Below are 26814 nucleotides of genomic sequence, written 5' to 3' on the forward strand. Positions count from 1 at the left end.
AACCCCACGAAATACCCCACCTCGCCGCAGTTTTCATCCCTGCGACGCCTGGTCGGTAGCATCTTTTGCCTCTGCCCCTGGCAGCGCACCGGCGGCGTCACCGGCCACCTGAGCATCTTGCCGCTCCTGCTCGCTGGCCTGCTGCGCCAGCTGCGGGTTTATCGGCCGTTTCACCTCAACCCCCAAGGCGCGAAAGCCCTCGATCTGGCCGATAAGATTACCACGGCCTTCGCTGAGTTTGTTCATCGCCTGTCGATAGCTGCCCTGCGCCTTATCCAGGCTTTGCCCCAGCGCCGACATATCATCGACGAACAGGCGCATCTTGTCATACAGCCGCGCCGCGCGGTCAGCAATGCGCTGGGCGTTCTGGCTCTGGTGCTCATAGCGCCACAGGTTGGTGATGGTGCGCAACGCCACCAGCAGCGTTGTCGGGCTGACCAACATAATATTGTGCTTCAGCGCTTCGCTGATAAGCTCCGGCTCGCGATCAATGGCCAGCAAGAACGCCGGCTCCACCGGAATAAACATCAGAACGTAGTCCAGCGAGCGCAGCCCCGGCAGCTGTTGGTAGTCTTTACGCCCCAGCAGCCGGATATGCCCGCGCAGGGAGGCGATATGCTCATTCAGCGCGGCTTCGCGCTCCGCCTCATCTTCGCTGTTGAAGTAACGCTCATAGGCCACCAGCGACATTTTGGCGTCGATCACCACGTCTTTCCCCTGCGGGAGACGCACGATCACGTCAGGCTGCATACGGCTCTGATGGTCCAGCCGCACGTTCACCTGCGTTTCATACTCATGCCCTTCCCGCAGGCCGGAGGCCTCGAGTACCCGGCTGAGCACCACCTCGCCCCAGTTGCCCTGAGTTTTGTTATCGCCTTTCAGCGCTTTGGTCAGGTTGATCGCCTCACGCGCCATCTGCGCATTCAGCTGCTGCAGATTACGTATCTCGTGAGTCAGGGTGTGGCGCTCCCGCGCTTCCTGGCCAAAGCTGTCCTGCACCTGACGACGAAAGCCGTCCAGCTGTTCGCGCAGCGGCAGCAGCAGCCGATCCAGACTCTGCCGGTTCTGTTCATCCACCTTACGGCCGCTGTGTTCGAAGATGCGGTTAGCCAGATTCTCAAACTGGGTGGTCAGCCGCTGCTCGCTGTTGATCAGCAGCCGCTGTTTCTCTTCGGCCGCCATGCGCGTTTCTTCCAGGCGAATCGTCACCTCACGCAGCTCGGCCTCCTGCATGCTGTTGACCTCGCGCTGGGCGCGCAGCTCCTGGTTGAGCTGCTCACACTCGCCACGCCAGTGTTCAAGCTGTTGTAGCTTCTCCCGCGCTGCGGCGAACTGCCCGTGCAGATTACGCAGGTCCAAATCGTTTTGCCGCAGCTGCTGCTCCTGCCGCTGCGCCGCCTCCTGGCGCGCCGCAATCTCCTGCTGCGCCTGCTGCAGCGACTGCTCCAGCAAACGCAGTTCCGTTTCGTGATGCGCCTGGTTCTGCTGCTGCCTCAGGTTGGCGATCAACCACCCCAACAGCATGCCGATGACCACGCCGCCAATACCGTACACCAAGCTGGTATCCACCCTGCCTCCCGTTAACCCGTACCGTCCGGCGCTTCGCGCCCGCTGCCCGTCACGTTAAGGGGAGACTGTATGGATGTCCAGTCAGAATTTTATCTGCCGTGCAATTATGCGCAACGCTGCGCAAACTAGGCAAACCACTGACTTAACCACTTGATACCGAACGCCCCCGGCGCAAGAATGCCGAACGCCCAGATCATCGCCGAGGTCAGGTTGGCCAGTTGAAAATAGCGCTGCGGCATGGCGCAGATACCGCCGACCAGCGGCACCACCGCGCGCAGCGGGCCGAAGAAACGGCCGAAGAAAATGCCCAGCACGCCCCAGCGTTCAAAGAACGCATGGCCGCGCACCAGTAATTGCGGATTGCGCGACAGCGGCCACATATGGGCCACGCGGTCCTGATAGCGGTAGCCGATCCAATAAGAGAGCCAGTCGCCAAAGAATGCGCCGGCCGCCGCCGCCGCCCAGATCGGCCAGAAGGCGATGCCGCTTTCCCCGATCAGCGCGCCCAGCGCCAGCAGGATCACCGTCGCCGGCAGCAGCAGGGAAAGAAACGCCAGCGATTCGCCGAAGGCCAGGAAGAAAATAATCGGAATGGCCCAGCCCTCGTGCTGCCGCACGACGTCGCTGACCCAGTGAATAACGTCGCTGAGACTCAAAGACAGGCTCCTTTACGGCGCTGTGATAGTTAGATCCTATGCTCGCCGGGGCTGCTTAAACCCCGGCTAAACGCGGCGGCGATAGCCGCCTCACTCCAGATAGTGCGCCTGCAGCGCGGCACGCTGGCTGGCGCCCAGGCCATACTCCGCCTCCAGCCAGCGGTCGGTGCTGCCGTACTGTTCGCGGATACAGCCCAGCGCCGTCATCAGAAACTCTTCACGGGCGCTCAGCACATAGGCAAACTGCGCCAGCGCAGACTCATTCAGACGTACCGACAGCTGATCCAGCATCTGTTCGCGGAAGGCGGCCAGCGTGGTTTCCGTCAGCAGGTAATCTTCCACCACCGTCGCCTCGTCCGCGCCTAACGCAAACAGCACCAGCGCAGAGCCGACCCCGGTACGGTCCTTGCCAACCGCACAGTGCTGCACAATGGCCCCTTCCGCTGGGTTGCCGAGCAGGCTCGTCAGCTGCTGATAGGCCGCATTGCCAAACGGCAGACGACGATACAGCTCCAGCATAAAAGCACGCGCATCAAACGTCGCCAGCGTCTCGCTGGTGAGTTTTTCCAGGTTGGCGTTCACTTCATTGCTCAGCGGGTTGGCAGGGAAATGGTGGTACTGCGCCCCCTGCCATAAAATATCCGGCTTGGCCTGCACCTCATCGGTATCGCGGTAGTCCAGCACCGAACGCACCGGGACGCCCGCCAGGAACGTACAGTCGTTTTCCGTCAGGCGTTCCAGCGAGCCGGAACGAAACAACAGGCCGCGCTTGATGCGCCGTCCGTCGGCAGCGCTGTTGCCGCCTAAATCACGAAAGTTGATGCCGCCATCCAGTGGCGCAAGCGAGGGGTGGAGCAGAATTTGGGCGGTCATAGACATCCTCTTGATTATTGTCTGAGAAAGCGCCAACGCAGCGAGTGGACAAAGCGGGCGGACGCTGAAGGTTATACCCTAAATAATTCAAGTTGCGGCAACAGACAAGGGAGTATGACTGAAAAGGCGCAAAACTTTTTACCGCCGGCAGCGCCGCAGCTTACGTACTGATGCTGAATTTAACGCGCAGGAAGGGAGAAACGGGCCGCATGACGGCCCGTAAAAACAGCGGATTACAGCAGGCGACGCGCCGCGTCCACCACGATCTGCACCGCTTTGCTTTCGGTCTGCTTCATGGTTTCCGCGTTCGGGATTTCCTGCTGGGTACGGTTGACGATCACGCCGGCCACCATGCCGGCACGCAGCCCCTGGCTGGCGCACATGGTCAGCAACGTGGCAGATTCCATTTCATAGTTCATTACGCCCATCGCCTGCCACTCCTCCATCGAGCCTTTGAAGCGGCTGACCACGCGGCCGGAATAGGTGTCGTAACGCTCCTGTCCCGGGTAGAAGGTGTCAGAAGAGGCGGTAACGCCGATATGGGTCACAGCGCCGTTCTCCTTGGCCGCCTCGACCAGCGCGGTGGTACAGGCGAAATCGGCCACGGCAGGGAACTCCATCGGCGCAAAGTGCAGGCTGGCGCCGTCAAGACGCACCGCCGCGGTGGTCACCAACACGTCGCCGACGTTGATATTCGATTGAATGGCGCCGGTGGTGCCGATACGCAAAAACGTACGAATCCCCAGCTGTGCCAGTTCTTCCACCGCGATGGAGGTCGACGGCCCGCCGATACCGGTGGAACAAACGATCACCGCTTTGCCGTCCAGCTCCGCGCGCCAGGTGGTGAACTCACGATGGGACGCCAGATGCACCGGGTTCTCCATCAGTTTGGCAATTTTTTCTACGCGCTGCGGATCGCCGGGAACAATTGCCAACTGAGCCCCTTGTAAATCGTTTTTGGTGAGGCCGAGATGAAAAACATCAGACTGAGACATACGAGACTCCTCATAAATCAGGATTATTGGGAGGAACAAAAAAGCACTCTACTGAAAATCTTCGCCATTTTTCGTGACTAACATCACCACAAAAGAAGAAACAGACAGCGATCGACATATTTTATGTGATTTAAATCACATTAATAACCCCAAAGAGCCATGTTTTCACTGGCTCAAGCATAGCCGACAAACGCCACAAAACGGCGATGACAACCGGCCATCTTGTTATCTATAGTTAATCTTTGCTCCGCTTCTCTTGGATGGAGACCGCCATGAAAACCGAACACGCAATGACACTAGAACCGGTACAGGGAAGCTTCGCCCCTGCCGCCGAGCCGTTGGCCGATACGACAATTTACACCGACGATCAGGGCATTCACGCCGGGGAAACCACCATCCCCTCGCAGGGCGATAATCTGCCGGCCTATATTGCCAAGCCGGCTAACCATCAGGGCCCTTTCCCGGTGGTCCTGGTGGTGCAGGAAATTTTCGGCGTCCATCAGCATATTCAGGATCTCTGCCGCCGGCTGGCGAAAGAGGGCTACCTGGCCATTGCCCCGGAGCTGTACTTCCGCCAGGGTGATGCCGCCGACTACAGCGAGATCGGCGACCTGCTGCAAAAGCTGGTCAGCAAAGTACCGGACAACCAGGTGCTGGCGGATCTGGACCACGTCGCCCACTGGGCGACCCGGCACGGCGGCGACGCCAGCAAACTGGCCATCACCGGTTTCTGCTGGGGCGGACGCATCACCTGGCTGTATGCCGCGCATAACCCGCAGCTCAAGGCTGCGGTAGCGTGGTACGGCAAACTGGTGGGGGAAAAGACGCTGAATTCGCCCAAGCATCCGGTTGATATCGCCAGCCATCTGTCGACCCCGGTGCTGGGGCTGTACGGCGGTCAGGACAGCGGTATTTCACTGGAAAGCGTGGAAAGCATGCGCCAGGCGATCCGCGCCGCCAACGCCGATGCGGAGATCGTGGTTTACCCTGAAGCCGGTCACGCCTTTAACGCGGATTACCGCCCGAGCTTTAACGCCGAAGCCGCGCAGGACGGCTGGCAGCGCATGCTGAACTGGTTTATACAGCACGGCGTGGTCGGGGTGAAGTAAACGTCATACGGGCTCAGCGCAACGGCTGAGCCCAATCACGACGCCGGCACGGCGGTGGCTCTGACTTAGCACTTAGCGTTTAAACAGAATCATCAGCACAAACACGCCGCCTAATCCGGCGGTAATCACGCCAATCGGCAGCTCCTGCGGCGCCATCAGGGTGCGGCTGAGCACATCGCCGGCGGTCAGCAACAGTGCGCCGATAACGGCGCTCAGCGGCAACAATGGCAAATGACGCACGCCGCACAGCGGCCGCGCCAAGTGCGGCACCATCAGGCCGACGAAGCCAATCACCCCGGTGAGCGCCACCAATGCAGACGTCGCCAGCGCGCAGCAAAGAAATACCTCACTGCGTAACCGCGTCAGCTGGACTCCCAGCGAAACGGCGGTCTGTTCCCCGCCAAGCAAAGCGTCCAGTGACCGCCAGCGTAAGCAGATAAAGCTTATCAGCAACAGGTTGGCGGCGGCCGCCAGCCAAAGATTTTGCCAGCTTGCCAGCCCCAGACCGCCCAATGACCAAAACAGAATCGCGCTTGCCGCACGCTGATCGCCGGTGAACACCAGGTAATTCGTCATCGCGCCGAACAAAAAAGAGATCGCCAGGCCGCTGATCACAATACGCTCCGCGCCTTTATGCTGTTGCAAACGCAACAGCAGCATGACGGCAATGGCGGACACCAGGCCGCCGACAAAGGCTGCAATGGGTAATGTCCAGTTCCCCAGGCGGTCGCCCAGACGCGTAATCACCGCAACGGCCCCGGCCGATGCGCCGGACGAAAGGCCAAATAAAAACGGGTCCGCCAGCTCATTGCGCGTGGCGGTCTGCAGCAACGCGCCAACCAGCGCCAGCCCCGCGCCGGTGAGCGCCGCCAGCAACACCCGCGGCACACGCAGCTCAAACACGATCCGGGCGATCATCGGCGACGCCGGTCGATCGCCCAGCCCTAATACCGCCATCAGCTGTCCATCAGGTAAACGGGTCGCACCGATAGCGATACCGACCAGCATCAGCACCGCCAGCAATGCCAACAGCAGTACGATCGCCACGACATAGCGCAGCCTGCCGTTAATCAATCAAAGACCTCCGGATACAGCACGCGCGCCAGTTTCTCTATCGCCGCGATATTGGCCGGCCCGGGCGTCAACTCGGCATACTTCAGGCGCAGATAACGCTGATGACGCACTGCCGGGGTGTGTTTCATTAACGGATGCGCGGCAAGAAACTGCTGCAAGTGCGCCGCGCCTCCCCCATGTTGATAATCCAGCAGCACAATCACATCCGGCTGCTGTCGCGCCACTTCTTCCCACGACGTGGTCGCCCAGCTGGCCGCCAAGGTATCCATCACGTTTTTGCCGCCGGCGGCCTCAATCAGCGCGGTCGGCATGGCATATTTCCCGCTGGTGAAAGGTTTATCCTCACCAGAGTCATAGACAAAGACCTTGGGCGCCGGCCGCTGGCCGATACGTTGACGCAGCGTTTCCAGCCGCTGTCGCCACAGATTAACCCGCTGGACAGCCTGCGTTTCACGACCGAAGATTTTCCCCAGTTTCAGCATATCGTCATACAGCAGCGCCATACTGGCGCGCGGCCGTGACCGCTGAGTCCAGATACAGCTTTCGCTCAACACCAGGGTTTTAATGCCATATTTCGCCAGCGACTGCGGCGTAACCTCGCCGCCGATTTTCATGCCATAGTTCCAGCCGGCGAAGAAGAAATCCGGATTGGCTGCCAACAGCGTTTCCAGTGACGGATACTTGTCCGCCAGCTCAGGAATCGTTCCCTGCTGACGTTTGAATTCGGCATCGACCTGATACCAGCCAGATATGCCGGTCAGCCCGACGATATGCGGCTGCAGCCCCAGCGCAAATGCCATCTCGGCCATGTTTAAATCGTTGATTACCGCCCGCTGCGGCGCAGCGTTGAAGGTCAGCGGTTCGCCGCAGCTGTCGACCGTCACCGGAAACGCCGCACCCAACGCCGGCCACGCCAGCAGCAATAACGCATGCAATACTGCCCTGCTCATAAACACCCTCACCCTGCGCATGGCGGCGCTTCAAAGATATGTAACGGCTGGCCGGTTTGCGGATGCGGGATAACAAAGCTGTCCAACCCGAATACCGCGCGGATACAGTCGGCGGCCAGCGCGCGCTCCGGCACATCGCAGCGCACCAGACGACCGCGTTCAATCACCGCTACCCGGTCGGCAAACGGTGCAACCAGCGGTAAATCATGCAGCACTGCAATCACCGTAATCCCCTTGCGTTTCACCCATGACAACAGGCTGGCACGCGCCAGCGGGTCAAGATGATTGGTCGGTTCATCCAGCAGCAATAGCTGCGGCGTTTGAGCAAAAACGCGCGCCAGCGCCGCCCGCTGTCGCTCGCCGCCGGAAAGCCGGGCAAAGCGGCGCTGCCTCAGCGCCTGCATGCGGGTTTCCAGCAGCGCCTGTTCGACGATCTGCCGGTGTTGCCGCATGCTCTCCTCTCCCTGATAGGGCAACCGTCCCAAAGAGACGTATTCATCGACGGTCAGGTGCGGATGAGCGCTGTCATTTTGCGCCAGGAGCGCAATCGCACGGGCGCGTTGCATACGGCTAAGCTGAGGCAGGGCGCGGCCGGTAAACCGCACGTCACCCGACGTCGGCTGCAGCTCGCCGGTCAGAATACGCAGCAGCGTGCTTTTGCCGCTGCCGTTAGGGCCGATGATCGCCAGCCGCTCTCCCTGCCGCAGGCTCAGACTGATATCGGACAGCAGCGGTTTACCGCCGATGGACAACGACAGCCGCCGTAATTGCAATAACGCAGGGCCATCAGATTGAACAAACAATGAGAAGCACCTCAAATAATATGTTATAACATAACAATATCGAATGAGGGCACAGCCCGCAATCCCCTTTAGCACCGTAATAATAAAAAAGGGCGCCGAAGCGCCCTGAAGTTGATGACAAAGTCGTCTGATGGCCGGAGATACCCGGGCCTAGCGTAACGAGGGGCACTCCGGCGGCTTACGCCGCTACGACCCCATCGCCACTCTCTCCCTAATAACTAACTTTGTCAGCAGTCTGAGGGCGCCGAAGCGCCCTCAATCCTGTTGCTGTCTGGCTTATGCGTTTTCACGCAGACGCTGCGCCGCCAGCACCATGTTCGCCAGCGACTGACGGGTCTCCGGCCAGCCGCGGGTTTTCAGGCCACAGTCCGGGTTCACCCACAGACGCTCCGCCGGAATGTTCTGCGCCGCCTTGCGCAGCAGCGCTTCAATCCATTCCACGCTCGGCACGTTAGGCGAGTGGATATCGTATACGCCCGGCCCGATTTCATTCGGGTATTCGAACTCTTTGAAGGCTTCCAGCAGATCCATATCGGAACGTGAGGTTTCGATCGTGATCACATCCGCATCCAGCGCCGCAATCGAATCCATGATGTCGTTAAACTCGCAGTAACACATATGGGTGTGGATCTGCGTATCGTCACGTGCCACTGCGGCATTCAGCTTGAAGGCATCCACCGCCCAGTTCAGGTAAGCGGCCCAGTCGGAGCGACGCAGCGGCAGCCCTTCGCGCAGCGCCGGCTCGTCAATCTGAATAATGCCGATACCGGCCTTTTCCAGATCTGCCACTTCGTCGCGCAGCGCCAGCGCAATCTGCTTGGCGATGGTTTCACGCGTGACGTCTTCGCGCGGGAACGACCAGCACAGAATGGTCACCGGCCCGGTCAGCATGCCTTTAACCGGCTTGTCGGTCAGCGACTGGGCAAACTTGGCCCACTCGACGGTAATCGCCTGCGGACGGCTAACGTCGCCGATAATCACCGGCGGTTTCACACAGCGGGAGCCGTAGCTCTGCACCCAGCCATTGTGCGTAAACACAAAGCCGTCGAGGTTTTCACCGAAGTATTCCACCATGTCGTTACGTTCGGCTTCGCCGTGCACCAGCACGTCCAGGCCCAGGCGCTCCTGCTCGGTAATCGCCTGTTTGATATGTTCGCCGATACTGGTGCGGTAATGGCTGCCGTCCAGCCTCCCCTGTTTGAAATCAAGACGCAGGCCGCGGATTTCAGTGGTCTGCGGGAATGAGCCAATGGTGGTGGTCGGCCAGGTCGGCAGGTTGAAACGCTCACGCTGCGCGTCGGCGCGCTGCGGATACAGGCTGCTGCGCTCGCTGTCCTGCGCGGTGATCGCCGCCAGGCGTTGTTCCACCTGCGCGTTATGTACGCGGCTGGAGTGACGGCGGGCGCGGATTGGCGCGCTGTAGGCGTCCAACTGCGCCTGTTTGTCCGCATCCGGGGCATTCAGCGCCGCGCTCAGCAGCGACAGCTCCGCACATTTCTGCAGGGCGAAAGCAAACCAGCTCTTCACCTCTTCATCGAGGCGCGTTTCCACACTCAGGTCGATCGGGCTGTGCAGCAGCGAACAGGAAGAGCCAATCCACAGCGGACGGCTGCCCACCAGCGGCTGCAGACTCTCGAACCAGCGGCTCAGATCGGCGCGCCATACGTTGCGGCCGTTGATCACGCCCAGCGATAGCAGCCAGTCTTTCGGCAATGCATTGTTCAGCACAGCAATATCGTCGCTGCCCGCCACCAGATCGACATGCAGCCCCTGCACCGGCAGCGCGCGGATGGTGTCCAGGTTATGGCCGACGCTGTCGAAATAGGTAGTCAGCAGCAGTTTTACCTGGCCCCGCAGCGCCTGATACGCCGGCTGGTAAGCATCCAGCCACGCCTGCGGCAGTTCCAGCACCAGCGCTGGCTCATCAATTTGCACCCACTCCACGCCGCGTCTGGCCAGCTCCGCCAGTACCTGCTGATACACCGGCAGAATATCCTGCAGCAGCGTCAGGCGGTCAAACGGCTCACCCTTAACCTTGCCCAGCCACAGGTAGGTCAGCGGCCCCAACAGCACCGGCTTGATCTTATGTCCCAGCGCCAGCGCCTCGTCCACTTCATCCAGCAGCTGCGTCCAGCCCAGCTTGAACGGCTGGCCCTGATGGAATTCCGGCACCATGTAGTGATAGTTGGTGTTAAACCATTTGGTCATTTCCGCCGCCGCCGCCGGCTCGCCGCTCGGAGCGCGGCCGCGGCCAATGCGGAACAGCGTATCCAGATCGACGGTACCATCCTGGTTCTGATGACGTGCCGGCACGTTGCCCAGCAGCAGACTGGTGGTCAGTACGTGATCGTACCAGGCGAAGTCGCCGACCGGCACCAAATCGACGCCGGCCTGCCGTTGTTGCTGCCAGTGACGCGCGCGCAGCTCACGGCCCACGGCCAGCAGTTCTTCCTGCGTTGAGTTACCTGCCCAATAGCTTTCCTGCGCTTTTTTCAGCTCACGCCGTAGCCCAACACGCGGAAAACCCAGAGTGTGATTCAAAATTGTCATCGTCTTTTCCCCATTGTGGCCCAGACAAATGGGCACTTAGCCGTCTAGATGTTTACACATCCATAATCAACAGGTACTGTAGTAACCACAAGCGCAAATTATTCACTGTCACCGTGAAGGACTCTCATGATCGAACTGAAACACTTACGGACGCTGCAGGCACTGTGTAATACCGGCTCGTTAGCCGCCGCGGCAGCCCAACTCCATCAGACCCAGTCTGCCCTTTCGCATCAGTTCAGCGATCTGGAACAACGTCTGGGTTTCAAGCTGTTCGTTCGTAAAAGCCAACCGCTGCGCTTTACCGCGCAAGGAGAGATCCTGTTGCAGCTGGCGGAGCAGGTGCTGCCGCAGATCCAACAGGCGCTGCAGGCCTGTCATGAACCGCATCAGACCACGCTGCGCATCGCCATCGAATGCCACAGCTGCATCCAGTGGCTGACGCCGGCGCTGGATAACTTCCGCCAGCGCTACCCGCAGGTGGTGATGGATTTTAAATCCGGCGTCACCTTCGACCCACAGCCGGCGCTGCAGCAGGGCGAGCTGGATCTGGTAATGACCTCCGATATTCTGCCGCGCAGCGGTCTGCACTATTCGCCGATGTTTGATTTTGAGGTGCGTCTGGTGCTGGCGCCGGATCACCCGCTGGCCGGTAAAACGCAGATCACACCGGAAGATTTGAGCGATGAAACGCTAATGATTTACCCGGTGCAGCGCCAACGGCTGGATATTTGGCGTTACTTCCTGCAGCCGGCTGGCATCAGTCCGGCGTTAAAAAGCGTCGATAATACGCTGCTGCTGATTCAGATGGTGGCGGCGCGCATGGGCATTGCCGCTCTGCCGCACTGGGTGGTGGAGAGCTTTGAACGTCAGGGGCTGGTGATCACAAAAACCCTCGGCGACGGCCTGTGGAGCCGGCTGTACGCCGCGGTGCGCGACGGCGAACAGCGCCAGGCGATCACCGAAGCGTTTATTCGTTCCGCCCGTCAGCATGCCTGCGATCATCTGCCGTTCGTGCGCGACGCCGCACGCCCCAACGCGGTGCCGCCCGTCACTCAACCGCTGGCGTCACAGCCCTGAACCATGCCGGCCGGACGCCCGATCGTCGGCGTCCGGCCGGACGCTTTAGAAATAGATGCGCAGCCCCAGCCCCAGCAGTCTGTCGGTCACTTTGTCGTACTGGTCGGCGCGTTGATCTTCATGGGCCAGCTCGACCCAGGTGACGACCTTTTTCGTCAGTTCATAATCTGCGCCTATCACATAACGTTGCTCCCGCCAGTTATTGGCGTCATGATTACCCGCCTTCCGGTAATAACCGCCGTAGAGATTACCCCGGCCCCAGTCCCAGTTGGCTCCCAGCCCCAGCAGTTCAGCCTTCGGCGTCCCGTTGACTTTTTTATACGCATCTCCCGAGCGCTGGTTGCCGTTTTTGATGCGCAACCGCCCGTAGTCAACCGCCAGAGAGAGATCGAGATCCGCCAGGGTATACTCTGCGCCGATGCCCCAGATCTCTTCTTTGATCGCCTTCACTCGCTCCTTGCTGTCCATATAATTCTGGGGTTTCTTCGCGCGTTCACCGTTGCCTTCCGCCGCACCGTATCCTGCGGCCAGCCGCAGGTTCGCCTGGCGGAAAAAGGCCGCCAGCGTGTAGGCGTTATTGATCTCGTTAACCTCATCACCGTTTTGCAGGGTGTAGGTTGCGCCGGCGCTGAAACCGGCAAACTCGGCGGACATCATGCGCACAGAATTGGACACGCGGCCGATAAAGTCATTTTTACCGTCATCGGAGCTGCCGGTGGAACGGCCAATATACCTATCGCCGAAATCCAATACGCCGCCATATTCGTAGGTATAGTCTGAACGCGCCACCTTATCGAACGGCGACAGGACGCGACCAATGGCGATATCGCCAAGACTGCGCCGCGCCAGACCGACATACGCCTGGCGGTTGCCCAGTTTGAATTTGTTCTCCGCCGACTGGGTATCGTTGCCAAACTCTAAATAACCAAAACCGCGCAGGTCGCTGTCGATTTGGTGTGAAATGCCAATACCGAAACGCGAACTCTCATCCTTGATATGCGTGCTGTTTTGCCCCGCGTCGGTTTTCTTCGCATTTTCGAACATCAGGCGAATTGAACCGGAAAAATCCAGCGTGGTGCCCTTTTCTTCATACAGCGTTATCGCCTCAGCCGCACCAGAAAGGAATAACAACGGTACTGCCGCTAAACATGAATTCCTTATCATCCTTCTCTCCCGCTTGTTCATATTCCGCCGCCGATAAAGACGGCTTACAGCCCCTGATGGTCGTCAGCCTGCACCATATGCTTAGCCATTTTTTGCCAGGCTGGCCGCCACTGATAAACGCCTGCCAGGCGGATCCAGCTCAGCTCGGTAAATAAGTTCGCACGCGCCATCGACGCCTCATCCGGCGCCCAACCGTTCAGCAAGGCCTGTCGCGCCAGACGAAAACGAGTAAAACTGAGCGAGGGCTCCAGTTCGCTGCACCAGGCATGCTGATAGGCCCGCAACCGCAGATGTGCCAATACGTTGCCCAGATCCAGCGCCGCATCGCCCAGCGCCAGCGTGTCAAAATCCAGCAGCGCCGGCCCGTCCGGCGTGAACAACACCTGTTTGTCGTGCAAATCCCGATGCAGCAGAGACAGCGGCACAACGCCCTCACCGGCCAGCGCGCCGCAAAGCTGCTGACTGCGCTGGTGCAGAACCAGCACGCGCTCCGGCGGCACCTGCCCAGACAGCATCATGCGCATCAGCCAGTCATCAACGATGCGCCACTCATCCTCAAGGCGATGCTGAGGCAAACCACACCAGTCGGCAGGGAGTTCACGTTGACAGCGGCGCATCATGCTGCCGAAAGCGAACCAGCAACCGGCCAGCCCGCCGTCATCCAGCGACGGGTCATTTCCCAGTTCGGCCAGCGTCCGGCCCGCCAGCGGGGCGGTGATTAACGCCGCATCGTCATGCTGCAACAGCGCCGCCAACACGGCGTGTCCGCCGTAATAGCGTGCGGCGCACGCCTGACGATGCACCAGCGTCGGCGCTTTCCCCGGCCGCAGCACCTTGACAAAGCCGCGGACGGAACGGATCACCGCCCGCTTCCCCCTGCGGTGCGCCACGACCACGGCGCTGGGGTCGTCCCGCAGCGCGTGCTGTAAATGCTCCGTCAGCGCCGGCAGCGCCGCATCCTGACCATAGGGATGAAGTTGCAGCCACAGCGCCTCCTCCGGCTGGAGCGGATTGACACTCAGCAGCGCTGCATGACGACGGCTGCGATCGCCGTGCATCGGCGTCGCCTCCACGATGATGCGCTTCACCGCCGGCGGCTGACTATCGACCAGCGACGGCCAGCAGCGCTGCAGACGCCAGATGCCGCCTGACAGAGCAAACATGATCTCCGGTAGTTTCATTCCAGCACCGCCCACGCCTGTTGAATGCGCGCCTGCAGTGCATCCTGCCAGTTCTCATCGCCATAACGATACGGTTCGGCCGCCCGCTGCAGCAGCGCATACGCCACCCACGCCGACAACGCAGGGTAAGGCAGCGCGGGCAGGCTGCGTAAGTCTCCCTGCAGCATCTCAACCGCCAACAGCGAACCGATGTCCATTACCGGCTGTCCGTAGCCGGCGCGATCGACATCGATCAGACGCGGCCGCCGCCGGGCGTGCCACACAATCTGGTCGGCGGAGAAATCACCGTGCACTAGCCCCGGCGACCGGCGCAGCGAGTCCGCAACGGCCGCCGGTAAACGCTCCGCCAGCCGCCGCACCTGATGACGCAGCGTCGGCAGCAGCCAGCACAGCGTGCGTTCAGCCTGCGCCAGCGTCTGCGCGAACCAGCTTGCGTCATAATGCGGCAGATCCAGGCCGTCAGCGTGCAGCGCATGCAACCGGGCAGCAGCAAACAAGGACTCCTCCAGCCTCTCGGCCGGCACGCTCCCGGCGGTCTCACCTTCCAGCCACTGCAGGCTGACGATATGATGCCGTGTGTCCATCCGTTGCAACGCCGCCCCCAGCCCGGCCTGATGAACCAGCCTCACCACCGCTGCATAAGCCGGCGTGCAGCGGGCCAGCACTCTGACCAACACAGAGCCGCCATGCCGCTCTTCAACCCGTAACACCATCCGCCGCCCCGGTCGATATTTCAGCAGCGACCAGCCTGTCGTCGCCTCGCCAGACAGCCGGCGACGCAATACCCGCCAGCCGCGGTGCAGCACCGGATCGAGCGCCATGCTGCCCATGATCGCTCCGGATCCCAATGCGAGCAGCGGCAGGCCGTAGCGTTCAGCACGCTGCCTGAATTTATTCGCCTTCAGTGGATCGGCGTGGACATAGAGCCAGCCTCTGCCGAGGCCGTCGCCGAAGTCGCCCGAGATCTCTCCCCACACCGAGGTGCCGGGCTTGACGCGCAGGTAATGGCAGCCGATGGGCTGCCCGGCCATCTGGGTTAACGCCTGGTCGCTCAACGCGCGCCGGATAGCCTGCGGATCCGCCAGATTAATCATCATATTTCCCCTCCGTGCTGCGAGTGGCTGGGGCGCGCTCTGCCCCCCAGCGAGCAAAACGACCATCCCCCGCCAGCAAGGCGTCCCGCGGCCCGGACTCAACCACCCTGCCGTCCTCCAGCCAGATGATGCGCTCACAGCGCATCGCGACGTCAAAGTCATGGGTGATCACCAGCGTGGTTCTGGCGCGAATCAAACGGTCAAGACTATTCAGCACCGCCTGCGCCGCCCGGCTGTCCAGCCCGGACGTCACCTCATCCAGCACCACCACCGCCGCATCGCGCAACAGCGCCCGGGCAATGGCAATACGCTGACGCTGGCCGCCGGACAACGTCTCGCCGCGCTCCCCTAGCACCGTATCAAAACCGGCCGGCAGCACCTGAATAAAGGCCAGGGCGTCAGCCTGCCGGGCGGCGGCGACAATCGCCGTCTCATCCGCGGCCAAATTGCCCATGCGGATGTTGTCGCGAATACTCATGGCGAACAGCACCGGCTCCTGATGCACCACCGCCACCTGCGCACGCAGGGAGGCCAGCGTCAGGCTGCGCAACGGCCGCCCGTCAAGGCGCACTTCACCCCGGGCAGGATCCTGCAGGCGCATCACCAGCGCCGCCAGACTGGACTTCCCGGCTCCGGATGCGCCGACCAGCGCGACGTGCTCGCCGGCCCGAATATGCAGCTCAACACCCTTCAACACCGGCGCACCGCCGTAGTCTGACCAGACACGGTCAAAATGCAGTTCGCCGCGCACCGGTTCGGAACAGGGCCGCGCATCGGCAGCGTTGCTGATCGCAGGCTGCTGCCGCAACACCTGCATCACCCGCTCGCCCGAGGCGGCGGCGCGTGCGATCCTGCCGCTATATTTCGCCACGTCACGCAACGGTTTCATGGTGGTTTTCATGTATGTCAGAAACAGCACCAAATCGCCTGGCGTCATCTCGCTGCGCAGCACCTGCAGCCCGCCGAAAAACAGCACCGTCCCTACGGCGAGGGCCACCAGCACATCGGTGGCGCGCTCCAGCGCCGCGGCCAGCCGCCGCGCCCGCACGCCTTCAGTCAGCGATTTTTGATTAGCGCCGGCAAAACGCCGGCTGAGCGCCGACTCCAGGCCATAAGCCTGCACCACCGCAATCGCCCCCAGCGTTTCATGCGCCAGCGAAGCCAGCGCCCCCTCCTGCTTACGGGTTTTCCGCGCTGCGGCGGTGATTTTCGGGGCGGAATAGCGGGTGGCGAGCACAAACGCCGCAGCACAGCCCAAGACACACAGCGTCAGCGGCGGGTTGAGCCACAGCATCACGCCGCTCATGGCCACCAGGGTCAGCATGTTGCCCATCAGCGGCAGACCGGCGGTGACCGCCACCTCCTGCAGACGGCCGATATCCGCCACCAGCCGCTGCACCAGATCGCCCTGCGGCGTAGTGCGGTGATACTGTACGCTCAGACGCTGCACGTGCTGATACAGATCGGCGCGCAGCCGGGTGGCGATGCGGCTGCCGGTCAGCGCAAAGGCCAGCGTGGTCAGAAAGCTCGCCATCGCGCGCAACATCGCCAGCGCCAGCGCACAGCCGCCGCAGACAAGCAGCAGCCACAGCGTCGCCGGCGCCAGATCGCCGTCCAGACGAGCGCCCAGCGAAACCGACAGCGCATCAATCACATATTTCACCGGCCACGGCTCGGCAACGCGCAGCACTACCTCCGTCAACATCGCCAGTACGCCGCCGGCGGCAAGCTTCTTCTGCTGGCGCAGGTAAGGCAGCATATGGCGCACCATCCGTCCGAGCGACGAAGCGGATGCGTGCGCCCCAGGCCCTGTCGCTGACGTCATCGCCGTCCTCCTGGCGTCACGCCGACCGCCATCGCCTGCAGCATACGCGCCGTCACCCGCTGCCAGCTTTGACCCAGCGCCCAGCGGCGCGCCGCCTGCCCCAACCGTTCGCGCAACGCCGGGTCATCCGCCAATGCCAGCAGGTGGCGCGTGAGCGCCTGGCTGTCGCCCGGGGTAAACATCAGCGCCGTTTCACCGTGCAGCAGAATATCCGCCAGTTGCCCGTGCGCGCCCGCCACGATCGGCAGCCCGGCGGCGGCATATTCAAACACCTTGAGCGGGGAGAAATAGGGCTCCGCCTCGGCGGTATAGGGCGCGACCGCAATGTCCATCCGCTGCAACAGTGCAGGAATAGACTCCGGTGTCACCGCGCCGGTAAATTCAACCTGCAGCGCCAGCCTGGCGGCCAGGCTACGGAGACTCTCGGCCTGCGGACCGTCACCGACGACGCACAGCCGCCATGCAGGCCGCCCCGCCTGCGCAGCGGCCTGCAGCAGCACCTCCACCCCGTGCCAGGGCTTCAGCGTGCCGACAAAGCCGATGATCAGCGGTTCCGCCGCATCGCGCCGCGGCTGCGGCACGATGCGTTCGGTATTGACGCCGTTGGGCAACATCAACACCCTGGCGGCCGGCGCATGGCGCAGCACCCAGTCGGCGACGGCGGAAGAAACCGCCACCACTACGCTGGCTGCCCGCGCCGCCGCCTGCAGTGTCGCCAGCGCCCGATCGTGGTAGATCAGGCTACGGTATTTACGCTGCTCCTCCAGCAGCGGCGCATTTACCTCCAGCGCGCAGGGAATGCCAAGCTCGCTGGCCGTCAGCATCACGTCGGCGCTGAATAACGAATAACGTTCAATCACCCGCTCCGGACGCTGAACGGCAATTGCATCCGCCATCCGACGGCCGGCATGCCATACCGCCTCCTCGCGTTCGCGAGGCGTCTGCGCACCCGGCGGCAGCGGGAACACCTCAACCGGCAGATCCGCCAGATCGGCGGGTGCCGCATCGCCGCGCCGCAGACATAACACATTAACCTGATGCCCGGCGCGGCGCAGGGCGCGGATGACCTCCTGCACATGCACGCTGGCTCCCTTGGTGCCGAACAGCGCAATGCCGGGATCCGCACACACATAGGCAATCCTCATCGGTGCGCCCCCCCGGCGGGCGACGGCTCCGCCTGCGCCTGCGCCAGCAGCTGCGCCTGCACGGCGGCGTCGAAGTTGCGCTCGATCAGACTGCGGCCGGCATCGGCCAGGCGGCAACTCAACGCCCGATCCCGAGCCAGCCGCAGCATCGCCTCCGCCAGTGCCTCTGCATCATGCTGCCGCACCAGCAAGCCGGTGTCCTCATGGCGGATCGCTTCGGGAATGCCGGTCACATCCGTCGCGATGCAGGGAAGACCCAGCGCCATCGCCTCCAGCAACACCGTCGGCAATCCGTCCGCATTGCCGTCTTCAGCCACCACGCAGGGCGCGGTAAACGCCGTCGCCTGCCGCAACAGCGGGATCACCAGCTCCTGTGGCAACGCGCCGCGCAGCGCCACTTGCTGCGCCAGGCCGAGACGCATAATCTGCGCCTGCAGCCGAGCCTGCTCCACGCCGCTGCCGATAATATCCACTTGAAAGCTGACACCCCGATCGCGCAACAGTCCGGCGGCGTCAATCAGGGTGGCGAAACCTTTTTTGGCCACCAAACGCCCTACGGCGATAAAACGCGGCGACGCATCCGGCAGAGCGCAAGGTGGCTGGAAAGTAAAAGTTTTTAGATCCAGCCCGTTGTAGATACGCCGGATCCGAAAACCGCCGTGCGGATCCGCGGCGCCCAGGCGCGTTTCCAGCCAGCGGGCATTGTAATCACTGATGGCGACCACATGGTGTGCCTGGGAAAACAGCTGCCGCAAATGTGTGTGAGACACCGAGTGATGGAACAGATCTTTAGCATGGGCGGTCACCGAGAACGGCACCTCCGCCAAGCGTGCCGCTAGCGCCGCCGTATCGGCGGACACCGTAGCGAAATGCGCATGCAGATGGTCGATTTTGTGCGCCCGCACCTGGCATGCAATTGCGCAGGCCTGCGCCGCCACCTCCATTGGCTGGCTGAATAAAACGGGCAGCAATGAAGTCAGCGCGGGCAGCAACGGCTGCGCCTGGCGCAGCAGCGCCCACAACGCATCCGCCGTTTGCGGCCGTATCGGATAACACACCGGCGCTTTGACTCTCCGCACCGCGCCATGAATCAACGTCTCATCAGGCGTGCGCAGGGAAAAGATTTCCAGCGCTTCTCCCGCCGCTTCACGCGCCAGAATTTCCGTCGAGATAAAGGTTTCAGACAGCTTGGGATAGGTTTTCAGCACATATCCTGTGCGCGATGTCCGTTGCATCAGCAGTTCCTTCCTTGGTGGTTAATAATGAGCTGGCCAGAGCCGGCACATGCTGCAGGCCATCCAGATCTATCCTGCTCCGTACAACGCGCCGTGCGCTGCACCGCTCCAGCCAGTCGCCGACGAACGCCGGCGAGATCTGCTCAATCGGGCATATATCAATCAGGCCGCATTCTGCCAGCACCTGAGCCCGGATTTGCTGCTCGAGGCGCGGCGAACGGCGCGGCACCACCAGCGTCGGCGTATCGGTCGCCAACGCTTCGCACAGCGTGTTGTACCCTCCCATGGTCAGCAAACCGGCAGCGTAGGCGATACGGGTGGCCGCATGTTCGATAAACGATGTCACGCTGATGGCCGGCGAAGAGACCATCAGGCGTAGGGCTGCAACGTCTTCTGCCGCCATATCAGGGCCGGTGCAGACAAGATGCTGATACCCCGTCGGCACCCTGGCCCTGACGGCGGCCTGAGCGACGGGAAAACCGTCCGACCCCGCGCCGACAAAGGTCAGAAACTGCCGTCCCCACTGATTTTTCGTCGCGGAGTCAGGTTCGCCCAGCGTACGCCGCCCTTTGGCGAGGTAACCGGTGAAATCGCTTATCGCGCGTAACTCTTCGGGCAGCTCGCCGGAATCAAACGGGGAATGAATGCGCGGATCGCTATAAATCCAGATCCGATGATAATATTCTCTGACCGCCTGATGACTGCCGCTGGCATACCATTGGGCCAACGCGGTTTCCGGCGCGTCCAGTATATCCCGCAGGCCAAGCACCAGCCGGGTTGTCGTCAATGTCTTTAATGCCGGCAACAGCTCACCCTGTAAACCTGCAGGATGTTTATCAACAATTAAAATATCCGGTTCAAACGCCTCCAGTGCGGAAGCGATAATTTTGGCGCGCAGCGCCGCCAATTCTTCCAGCGGCATCACTAATTGACGTGAATGGTAACTACCACCGAGTTTTTCATAACCGGGCAGCACCAGGAGATCCCAATGATCCGGCCGGCTCAGACGGCCTGCGTGGTGGTTGCCTGAGATCAATAATCCGGTCACCGACCTGGACAAGCCGCGGCTCAGGCTGTATGAAAGCGCCAGGTTTCGCCGTAAATGTCCCAGGCCGACAGCATCATGCGAATACAGCACAATTCTAATAGGTTTACCGCATTCCATACGTCACCTTTATTATTTTTCAGCCTAATTTTTATTTACTCACTCAGCTAACGCCGCCAGAGTCAGGAATGAAAAATCAGTAAATGTTGTTTGTAAATAAACATATAACCATCGAATGTTAAGTCATTATATATTGCAAAAAATAAAATGAATTTGGGAATAAGCCGAATTATTCGCAGATAATAAAAAACAAACGGAATTAATACAGAAAAATTCGGGAGGATACTTAGCACAGCGAGAAATATGAGAAATAACCTGAAGAAATAAATAAATTTTGAGGATGTAATAACGGAAAAAACAGCGCTACGAACGAAAAAATATTGAATTCTGTTCGCAGCGCGTCTGTCTTAAAGTACTTCTTTCACCGCCACCCAGCGCCGGTGCACCCACAGCGAGGCGCAAATCACCGCGCCGCCGATAATAAAGCTCGGCCAGTGCGGCTGCTGCTGCCAGATAGCCAGGTTAACCAGCAGCCCGGCCGGCACATGCATATTGTTCATAATGCCGAGGGTACCGGCATCCACCTGCGTCGCGCCATAGTTCCACATAAAATAGCCCAGCCCCGACGCCACCACGCCCAGCCAGACCAGAATGCCCCACTGCAGACCGGTGGTCGGCAACTGTTGCGGGTTACCCCACAGCAGCCAGGCCGTGACGGCCACCACCAGCGCCCCCAGATAAAACCAGGAAAACGCGGTATGCTGCGGCAGCGGATGCACTTCCATCAGACGCTTATAGCCGACAATACCGATGGCGAAGCTGATATTGGCCGCCTGCACCAGCAGCAGCCCCAGCCAGAAGTGCTCGCTCAGTTGGTGATAGCGGATAATCGCCGCCCCCAGCACCGCCAGCAGGGCGCTGAACATATAGCCCCAGCGCAGACGCCGGCGGCTGAGCACATCGTAGATCAGTGTGATATACAGCGGCGTCAGCACGGTAAACAGCAGGAACTCCGGCACAGTCAGATACAAAAAGGCGCGGAAGCTGAACAGGTACATGATGCCCAGCTGGCAAGCCCCCACCAGCATATATAGCAGGATCACCCGCCCCTTGATGTTGCGCCAGCGCAGAAACGGCAGGAATACCACGGCCGCCAGGCCGATACGAATCAGCACCGAAAACCAACTGTCCACCTGACCTGCGAGATATTCGCCAATCAGGCTAAAAGAGAATGCCCATAAAATGGTAGTAATAACCAGCAGTAGCACGTCAAATCGATCCTAAAACAAGAAGGAGAAAGGCAATTGTAACGAAAAGCGGAAAGCAACGCGCCACAAGATAGGTTTACAGGAGAACAAAAAGAAGACACTCATCACCATTATTAAACCGACCTCTCCCCTCCTTCGCCTATGTGTTAAGGCTGTGGCTCAGAATACCTATCGCAGCATTGATATTACCTTCCCAGTGCCGATCAATCTCTTTATCAAAGATTTCAATCTGTTCATGCGATTGCGGCGGCACGACCAGGATAAAACGGCAGCCTTGACGGCTCGCATTCCTTTTACAGACGTTGATATGCCGATGCGATAAATCATTGGCAATACTCAGTTGGGGAAATGCTTCTCTCAGCATTTGCCCAACGCTGAGCGCCTGGTGTTTTGCAACCGGCGTGCGGGGGATAATGATCACGTCAATAAGCCGCTGTTTCAGCCTATTTTCATGCGTAAGCTGTAGCAGGCGCATAATCGGATCCAACATAAAAGCAAAACCGCAGGCAAACACCGGTTTGCTAAGCTGGCTGCTGGCGCGGGCATCGTAGCGCCCTCCGCGGCACAGCAGGGTATCATGATCCAGCTTGTCCGAATGCCATTCAAATATGGTATGACAATAGTCATTCGCCGGATACAGATCGGCATCGATAACAAAAGGAATGCCGGTTTGGTTCAGCGCATCGGTGAGCTGCTCAAAACGCTGTCGGGAAGCCGCAGAGATAAAATCGCTGCGCCTGGGAGCATGCGCTTGCAGCTTTTCCAATAGCGGATCTGCAATTTGCAGCAATTTTTCTGGCGTCTGTTGCAGCCATGCCAACCATGCTTCATCAAACAGGATGAGGAAAGGCTGATAATAAAGGCGTAACGCCGCACGATACTGGGCAAACTCCTGCGCACTGGCGATAGTATTCAGCTTTAACTCAACGTGGGCGGTTAATTGCAACGCCTGAAAGAGATCGTACTGCAGCATAATCTGCTCCAGTTCAATATCCACATGCTGGTAACCAAACGCCTCGACGCCGACCTGCTGATATTGCTCAATATCCTTAATTACCTTGTCCGTTCTACGAAACATGGTGCCGAGGTACCACAGCCTGCCCGTCGTCTGAAGATCCTGATAGCGGGCGATTGCCCGCAGGCTTCCTATCGTGCCGTCCCCACGCAATAAGGCTTGTTGATGACAGGGAAAGTCGCTGCTCACCATCTGCTCATTGGTAAGGGTAAATACGCTATCGATTTGTTCCGGCGCCAGCACCTCCAGCAACGGTAAGCGGATTTCCTGATAACCGTAACGTCGCAACAACCGCATGGCCTGACTTTCCAGCCATACCCAATCGGCGACCTGATTATGGTAATGCTTACGCGGACGGCCGCAATGGCGCGGCCGCACATGGCGGTGAATCAACGTTTCCAGCTTCTGGCAATATTTGGCGGTGCCGAGCACGCAGTTTTGGCTTAAACAGAGTTGGATCCGTTCCTGAATCGCCGGGCTAAGCGCTGCCTGGATAAACCGCCGATACTGCAACGTGCGCTGCTGCGGCGTCGCGCCCAGCTGAACATATTCGGCGTGAGGGGTAATTCTGGCAAGGTCGACCTCGCCGATATTATGACGATAACTGCAGCAATCCTGACTAATCGCCCGCTCTTCCGCCCGCATCCTCTCGTAGGTATCAACGTATTGTTGCGCCAACAGTAAATAGGCGCCCGGCTCGATCAGGCAGCTGTCATAACGCCCTTCCCACAGCGCACCGCTGCGATGATATTTATTATTATAATAAGGCACATAGCTACGCCCTATATGTTGTATAAACCGGCTCAGATCTTCTTTGGTTTCCGGCGTTAATAATAATAACAGTCTATGCGGAAGTAATGCATACGCATGTAATTCACAAGAATATAACTTCAATGCATTATCCAGACAGTTAAGAAAAAATTGACAGTCCGCCTCATCAAAAAACATTATGCCATGATTATGACCTTTAAGTTGAATGAGCTGGGGTAGATCGGCGATATATATGCGTTCCCTTCTGGACATAATGCTCTATCCATTCAATTGCAGAGTAAATAAACACTTAATATTAAACATTGATGCATAAGGCATGGCCCTGACAAATAATTTATTATTCATTATGCCCATGTCAACGAAGTTATCATCAAAACAAAAACAAAAAGCTTAATTTTGTGCCTTGTTATACCAATGTTTTGATAATGTGAATCAATATCTAGCTATTTGAATCGCATCATGGCTGCGGCCTAAATACTAAAAAACAAATGGGACAGAGTGCTTTTTTTATACTATTGAAAAAAACACGCCTTTTTATCAGCCCCAAAAAACCCACCACACAATAAACGTGATCTATGTCACATTTTGCCCCCTGAGTGTTCTTAAAATCCGTTTCTCTTAGTGATGTACCCACTGCATTCACTTCACGTAAATAGTTACTTATAGGACACTCAATATGGGATCTATTAGTGCAAGCTCAGCCAATAAGATGGGGGTTGTCGCGCTTACTCTGGTCACCGCATCGAATATGATGGGGTCCGGCGTATTTATGTTGCCGACCAACCTCGCTGGCGTTGGTTATATATCGCTATGGGGATGGCTATTAACCATTATCGGCGTTATTGCTTTGGCATTGGTATTTGCCAAAACCAGTTTAATTACGCCGCGTAACGGCGGGATTGTTGCCTATGCCAGCGACGCCTTCGGCCCTTTCATCGGTTTCCAGACCACTATGTGCTATTGGATTAGCGCCTGGGTCGGTAATGTGGCCTTGCTGGTGGCCGGGGTCGGCTACCTGAGTTATTTCTTCCCGCAACTGCGCGATCCGACCATTGGCAGCATTGTCGCCATCGTCATTCTTTGGGGCTTTATCATTCTGGCCAGCTTTGGTGCCCGCGTCGCCGGCCGCGCCCAGTCCTTTACCGCCAGCTGCATGCTGGTTGTGGTGCTCGGCGTCGGCGTAGTCGGCTGGTTCTGGTTTGATCCCCATATGTTCACCCAAGTGTATAACGGCACGGGAAAAAGCAACTCATCCGCGATCATCACTGCCGCATCGATTGCACTATGGGGCTTCCTCGGCGTTGAATCGGCCGTCGTCTCCAGCGGACAGGTCAAACAGCCAGAATATACGGTTCCCAGAGCGACCGTTTACGGCCTGCTAATCGCATCCGTATGTTATGTCGGCAGTTGTTCCGTCATTATGGGCTTGGTTCCACACGCCGAACTGGTTAACTCTGCCGCGCCGTTTGCCGACGCAGCCCGCTATATGTTTGGCGAAACCGCCGGTAATATCGCCTCCGCGCTGAGTATTATCGCCTGTTTCGGTTCGATTTCCGGTTGGTTGATTTTACAGTCGGAAGGCCCGCGCGCTGGCGCACAACAGGGGCTGTTCCCGAAATTCTTTGCAGACGCCAATAAAAATGACGTACCGATGAAAAGCCTGATCTTCACCGGGGTATTGATGAGCGCCGTACTGCTGATGACGGCATCGCCAAACCTGGCCAAGCAGTTTGAGGTCGTCATCCTGATGTCCGTATTCGCCTCGCTTCTGCCGTATATGTACGCGCTGATATCCCTGCCAATTATCATGGTTTCCAAAAAATTAAACCGTGGCCGTACCTTTATGTTTTATAGCGTCATGGTCGTTATCGGTATGGTTTACAGCATATTCGCCATGCTCGGTTCAGGCTCAGATTCTATGTTCTGGGGCGTTGTCATGATGATGGTAACCATACCGCTGTTTTGCTTTGTGGCCGTCGGGCGTAATAAAAAAGGCGACGATGTGCTTTACCTTGATAAAAACCAATAACCCTTAATCATTAAAGATACTTAACAAGGAGATAAATAATGACGTTATCTATTCCTGACCAAAACAAACTCGATGCATTCTGGTCATATTGTGTAAAAAACCAATTTTTTAATATCGGCTACCCAGAATCGGCAGATTTTGACTATACCTTGCTTGAGCGTTTCATGCGCTTTTCAATCAATAACTGCGGAGATTGGAGCGAATATTGTAACTATCTTTTAAACTCCTTTGAGTTTGAAAAAGAAGTGATGCAATACTTTTCCGAACTGTTCAAAATTCCATTTGAACAAAGCTGGGGATATGTCACCAACGGCGGGACAGAAAGTAATATGTTTGGCTGCTACCTGGGGCGTGAAATTTTCCCTGACGGCACGCTGTATTATTCCAAGGATACTCACTACTCCGTAGCGAAAATTGTTAAATTGCTGCGTATTAAATCTCAAGTTGTGGAGTCACTACCTAATGGCGAGGTGGATTATAATGATTTAATGGCCAAAATCGCCAAAGATAATGAAAAGCATCCGATTATTTTCGCTAATATCGGCACCACCGTCCGCGGGGCCATCGATGATATCCATATCATCCAGCAACGCCTGAAAGACGCCGGTTTTAAGCGCGAAGATTACTATCTGCATGCGGACGCCGCATTAAGCGGGATGATTTTGCCATTCGTTGACGATCCGCAGGGCTTCACCTTTGCTGATGGTATTGACTCGATCGGGGTATCCGGACACAAAATGATCGGTTCCCCTATTCCCTGTGGGATCGTGCTCGCCAAGAAAAAGAACGTCGATCGCATCTCAGTCGAAATCGACTATATCTCCGCACATGACAAAACCATCACCGGCTCCCGCAACGGCCATACGCCAATGATGATGTGGGAAGCCATCAAAAGCCACAGCTTCGAAGACTGGCAACGACGCATCGCACGCAGCCTGCAGATGGCGCAATATGCGGTCGATCGCCTGCAGTCAGCCGGGGTGAATGCCTGGCGGAATAAAAACTCGATTACGGTCGTCTTCCCCTGCCCGTCGGAAGCCGTATGGAAGAAACACTGCCTGGCAACCTCCGGCGAGGTCGCTCATCTCATTGCTACAGCCCACCATCTGGACTCAAGCAAAATTGATGCGTTGATCGACGACGTCATAGCCGATGCTCAAACCACCGCAGCATAAAAAAAGGCAGTGATAGCCTATCACTGCCTCCGGTCTGACATATGTTGCCGGTACTGACGCCAATCACTCCGGCAACAATGATTAACCTAAACAGTTTCAGCGAACGATGCAATAACCGCGACCGAAACTACTCTGCCGCTGACCGCGCATA

At 58.6% G+C, this 26814-nt stretch carries 20 protein-coding genes and 1 pseudogene; 4 read left to right on the forward strand and 17 right to left on the reverse strand.

Features of this window, described 5'->3' with window-relative positions; all coding sequences use genetic code 11:
• Window positions 1-33: 33 nt before the first annotated feature.
• The 4 genes from rmuC to udp form a co-directional block, all read right to left on the reverse strand.
• Window positions 34-1569 carry a DNA recombination protein RmuC gene (gene rmuC / locus FO014_RS08715; protein ID WP_160029028.1) on the reverse strand — a complete coding sequence of 512 codons (1536 nt, stop codon included), beginning with the start codon at window positions 1567-1569 and terminating at the stop codon, window positions 34-36.
• A gap of 125 nt (window positions 1570-1694) precedes the next feature.
• Entirely contained in the window at window positions 1695-2225 is a 531-nt protein-coding gene (locus FO014_RS08720) for a DedA family protein (RefSeq protein ID WP_105229405.1), read from the reverse strand.
• A 90-nt stretch (window positions 2226-2315) separates the two neighbouring features.
• Entirely contained in the window at window positions 2316-3098 is a 783-nt protein-coding gene (locus tag FO014_RS08725) for a tyrosine-protein phosphatase (RefSeq protein WP_105229404.1), read from the reverse strand.
• Between the two features lie 233 nt (window positions 3099-3331).
• Window positions 3332-4093: a uridine phosphorylase gene (udp, locus tag FO014_RS08730; protein WP_160029031.1), complete on the reverse strand. Its 762-nt coding sequence runs from the start codon at window positions 4091-4093 to the stop codon at window positions 3332-3334.
• Between the two features lie 272 nt (window positions 4094-4365).
• Here udp and FO014_RS08735 point away from each other — a divergent pair, with 272 nt between their 5' ends.
• Window positions 4366-5202 (forward strand): dienelactone hydrolase family protein, encoded by an 837-nt coding sequence (locus FO014_RS08735; protein ID WP_160029033.1) that lies wholly within the window; start codon window positions 4366-4368, stop codon window positions 5200-5202.
• Between the two features lie 72 nt (window positions 5203-5274).
• Here the strand turns inward: FO014_RS08735 and FO014_RS08740 are convergent, their stop codons facing one another.
• The 4 genes and pseudogenes from FO014_RS08740 to metE all read right to left on the reverse strand — a co-directional run bounded on the left by FO014_RS08740 (window position 5275) and on the right by metE (window position 10579).
• On the reverse strand, window positions 5275-6210 hold the full coding sequence (locus FO014_RS08740; protein WP_160031381.1) for a FecCD family ABC transporter permease: 936 nt from the start codon (window positions 6208-6210) through the stop codon (window positions 5275-5277).
• Window positions 6211-6272: 62 nt separating this feature from the next.
• A complete protein-coding gene (locus FO014_RS08745; RefSeq protein ID WP_160029035.1) occupies window positions 6273-7226 on the reverse strand; it encodes an ABC transporter substrate-binding protein in 954 nt (317 codons plus the stop codon).
• Window positions 7227-7234: 8 nt separating this feature from the next.
• Window positions 7235-7942, reverse strand: a pseudogene (locus FO014_RS08750) (ABC transporter ATP-binding protein); the annotation flags it as partial.
• A gap of 363 nt (window positions 7943-8305) precedes the next feature.
• Window positions 8306-10579 carry a 5-methyltetrahydropteroyltriglutamate--homocysteine S-methyltransferase gene (gene metE, locus FO014_RS08755; protein ID WP_160029039.1) on the reverse strand — a complete coding sequence of 758 codons (2274 nt, stop codon included), beginning with the start codon at window positions 10577-10579 and terminating at the stop codon, window positions 8306-8308.
• Between the two features lie 126 nt (window positions 10580-10705).
• On the opposite strand from metE, the gene metR reads away from it, so the two are divergent.
• The gene (gene metR, locus FO014_RS08760) at window positions 10706-11656 is read left to right on the forward strand and encodes an HTH-type transcriptional regulator MetR (RefSeq protein WP_160029041.1); all 951 of its coding nucleotides are present in this window, start codon (window positions 10706-10708) and stop codon (window positions 11654-11656) included.
• A gap of 45 nt (window positions 11657-11701) precedes the next feature.
• Here metR and FO014_RS08765 read toward each other — a convergent pair whose 3' ends face one another.
• The 9 genes from FO014_RS08765 to FO014_RS08805 all read right to left on the reverse strand — a co-directional run bounded on the left by FO014_RS08765 (window position 11702) and on the right by FO014_RS08805 (window position 23711).
• Window positions 11702-12820 carry a porin gene (locus FO014_RS08765; RefSeq protein ID WP_160029043.1) on the reverse strand — a complete coding sequence of 373 codons (1119 nt, stop codon included), beginning with the start codon at window positions 12818-12820 and terminating at the stop codon, window positions 11702-11704.
• A 44-nt stretch (window positions 12821-12864) separates the two neighbouring features.
• Window positions 12865-13983, reverse strand: coding sequence for a phosphotransferase (locus FO014_RS08770; RefSeq protein WP_160029045.1), 1119 nt, complete (start codon window positions 13981-13983; stop codon window positions 12865-12867).
• Between the two features lie 14 nt (window positions 13984-13997).
• Window positions 13998-15098 (reverse strand): phosphotransferase, encoded by a 1101-nt coding sequence (locus FO014_RS08775; RefSeq protein WP_160029047.1) that lies wholly within the window; start codon window positions 15096-15098, stop codon window positions 13998-14000.
• Window positions 15088-16920, reverse strand: a complete 1833-nt coding sequence (locus FO014_RS08780) for an ABC transporter ATP-binding protein (RefSeq protein WP_160029049.1) — start codon at window positions 16918-16920, stop codon at window positions 15088-15090. The genes FO014_RS08775 and FO014_RS08780 overlap by 11 nt, the downstream gene beginning before the upstream one ends.
• Complete coding sequence (locus FO014_RS08785) at window positions 16917-18065, reverse strand: glycosyltransferase family 4 protein (RefSeq protein WP_160029051.1); 1149 nt, start codon at window positions 18063-18065, stop codon at window positions 16917-16919. The genes FO014_RS08780 and FO014_RS08785 overlap by 4 nt, the downstream gene beginning before the upstream one ends.
• Window positions 18062-19300: a glycosyltransferase family 4 protein gene (locus FO014_RS08790; protein ID WP_160029053.1), complete on the reverse strand. Its 1239-nt coding sequence runs from the start codon at window positions 19298-19300 to the stop codon at window positions 18062-18064. The genes FO014_RS08785 and FO014_RS08790 overlap by 4 nt, the downstream gene beginning before the upstream one ends.
• Window positions 19245-20276: a glycosyltransferase family protein gene (locus tag FO014_RS08795; protein WP_160029055.1), complete on the reverse strand. Its 1032-nt coding sequence runs from the start codon at window positions 20274-20276 to the stop codon at window positions 19245-19247. Before FO014_RS08795 ends, FO014_RS08790 begins: the two co-directional genes overlap by 56 nt.
• 536 nt (window positions 20277-20812) lie before the next feature.
• The gene (locus tag FO014_RS08800) at window positions 20813-21673 is read right to left on the reverse strand and encodes a carboxylate/amino acid/amine transporter (RefSeq protein WP_160029057.1); all 861 of its coding nucleotides are present in this window, start codon (window positions 21671-21673) and stop codon (window positions 20813-20815) included.
• A gap of 139 nt (window positions 21674-21812) precedes the next feature.
• Window positions 21813-23711 (reverse strand): ATP phosphoribosyltransferase regulatory subunit, encoded by a 1899-nt coding sequence (locus FO014_RS08805; protein WP_160029059.1) that lies wholly within the window; start codon window positions 23709-23711, stop codon window positions 21813-21815.
• 424 nt (window positions 23712-24135) lie between these two features.
• Here FO014_RS08805 and hdcC point away from each other — a divergent pair, with 424 nt between their 5' ends.
• Both hdcC and FO014_RS08815 read left to right on the forward strand, forming a co-directional pair.
• The gene (gene hdcC, locus FO014_RS08810) at window positions 24136-25488 is read left to right on the forward strand and encodes a histidine-histamine antiporter (protein ID WP_160029061.1); all 1353 of its coding nucleotides are present in this window, start codon (window positions 24136-24138) and stop codon (window positions 25486-25488) included.
• Between the two features lie 38 nt (window positions 25489-25526).
• Window positions 25527-26663: a histidine decarboxylase gene (locus FO014_RS08815; protein ID WP_160029063.1), complete on the forward strand. Its 1137-nt coding sequence runs from the start codon at window positions 25527-25529 to the stop codon at window positions 26661-26663.
• Window positions 26664-26814: the final 151 nt, after the last annotated feature.

The sequence above is a fragment of the Serratia rhizosphaerae genome (assembly GCF_009817885.1).
GTDB classification, from domain to species: domain Bacteria; phylum Pseudomonadota; class Gammaproteobacteria; order Enterobacterales; family Enterobacteriaceae; genus Serratia_B; species Serratia_B rhizosphaerae.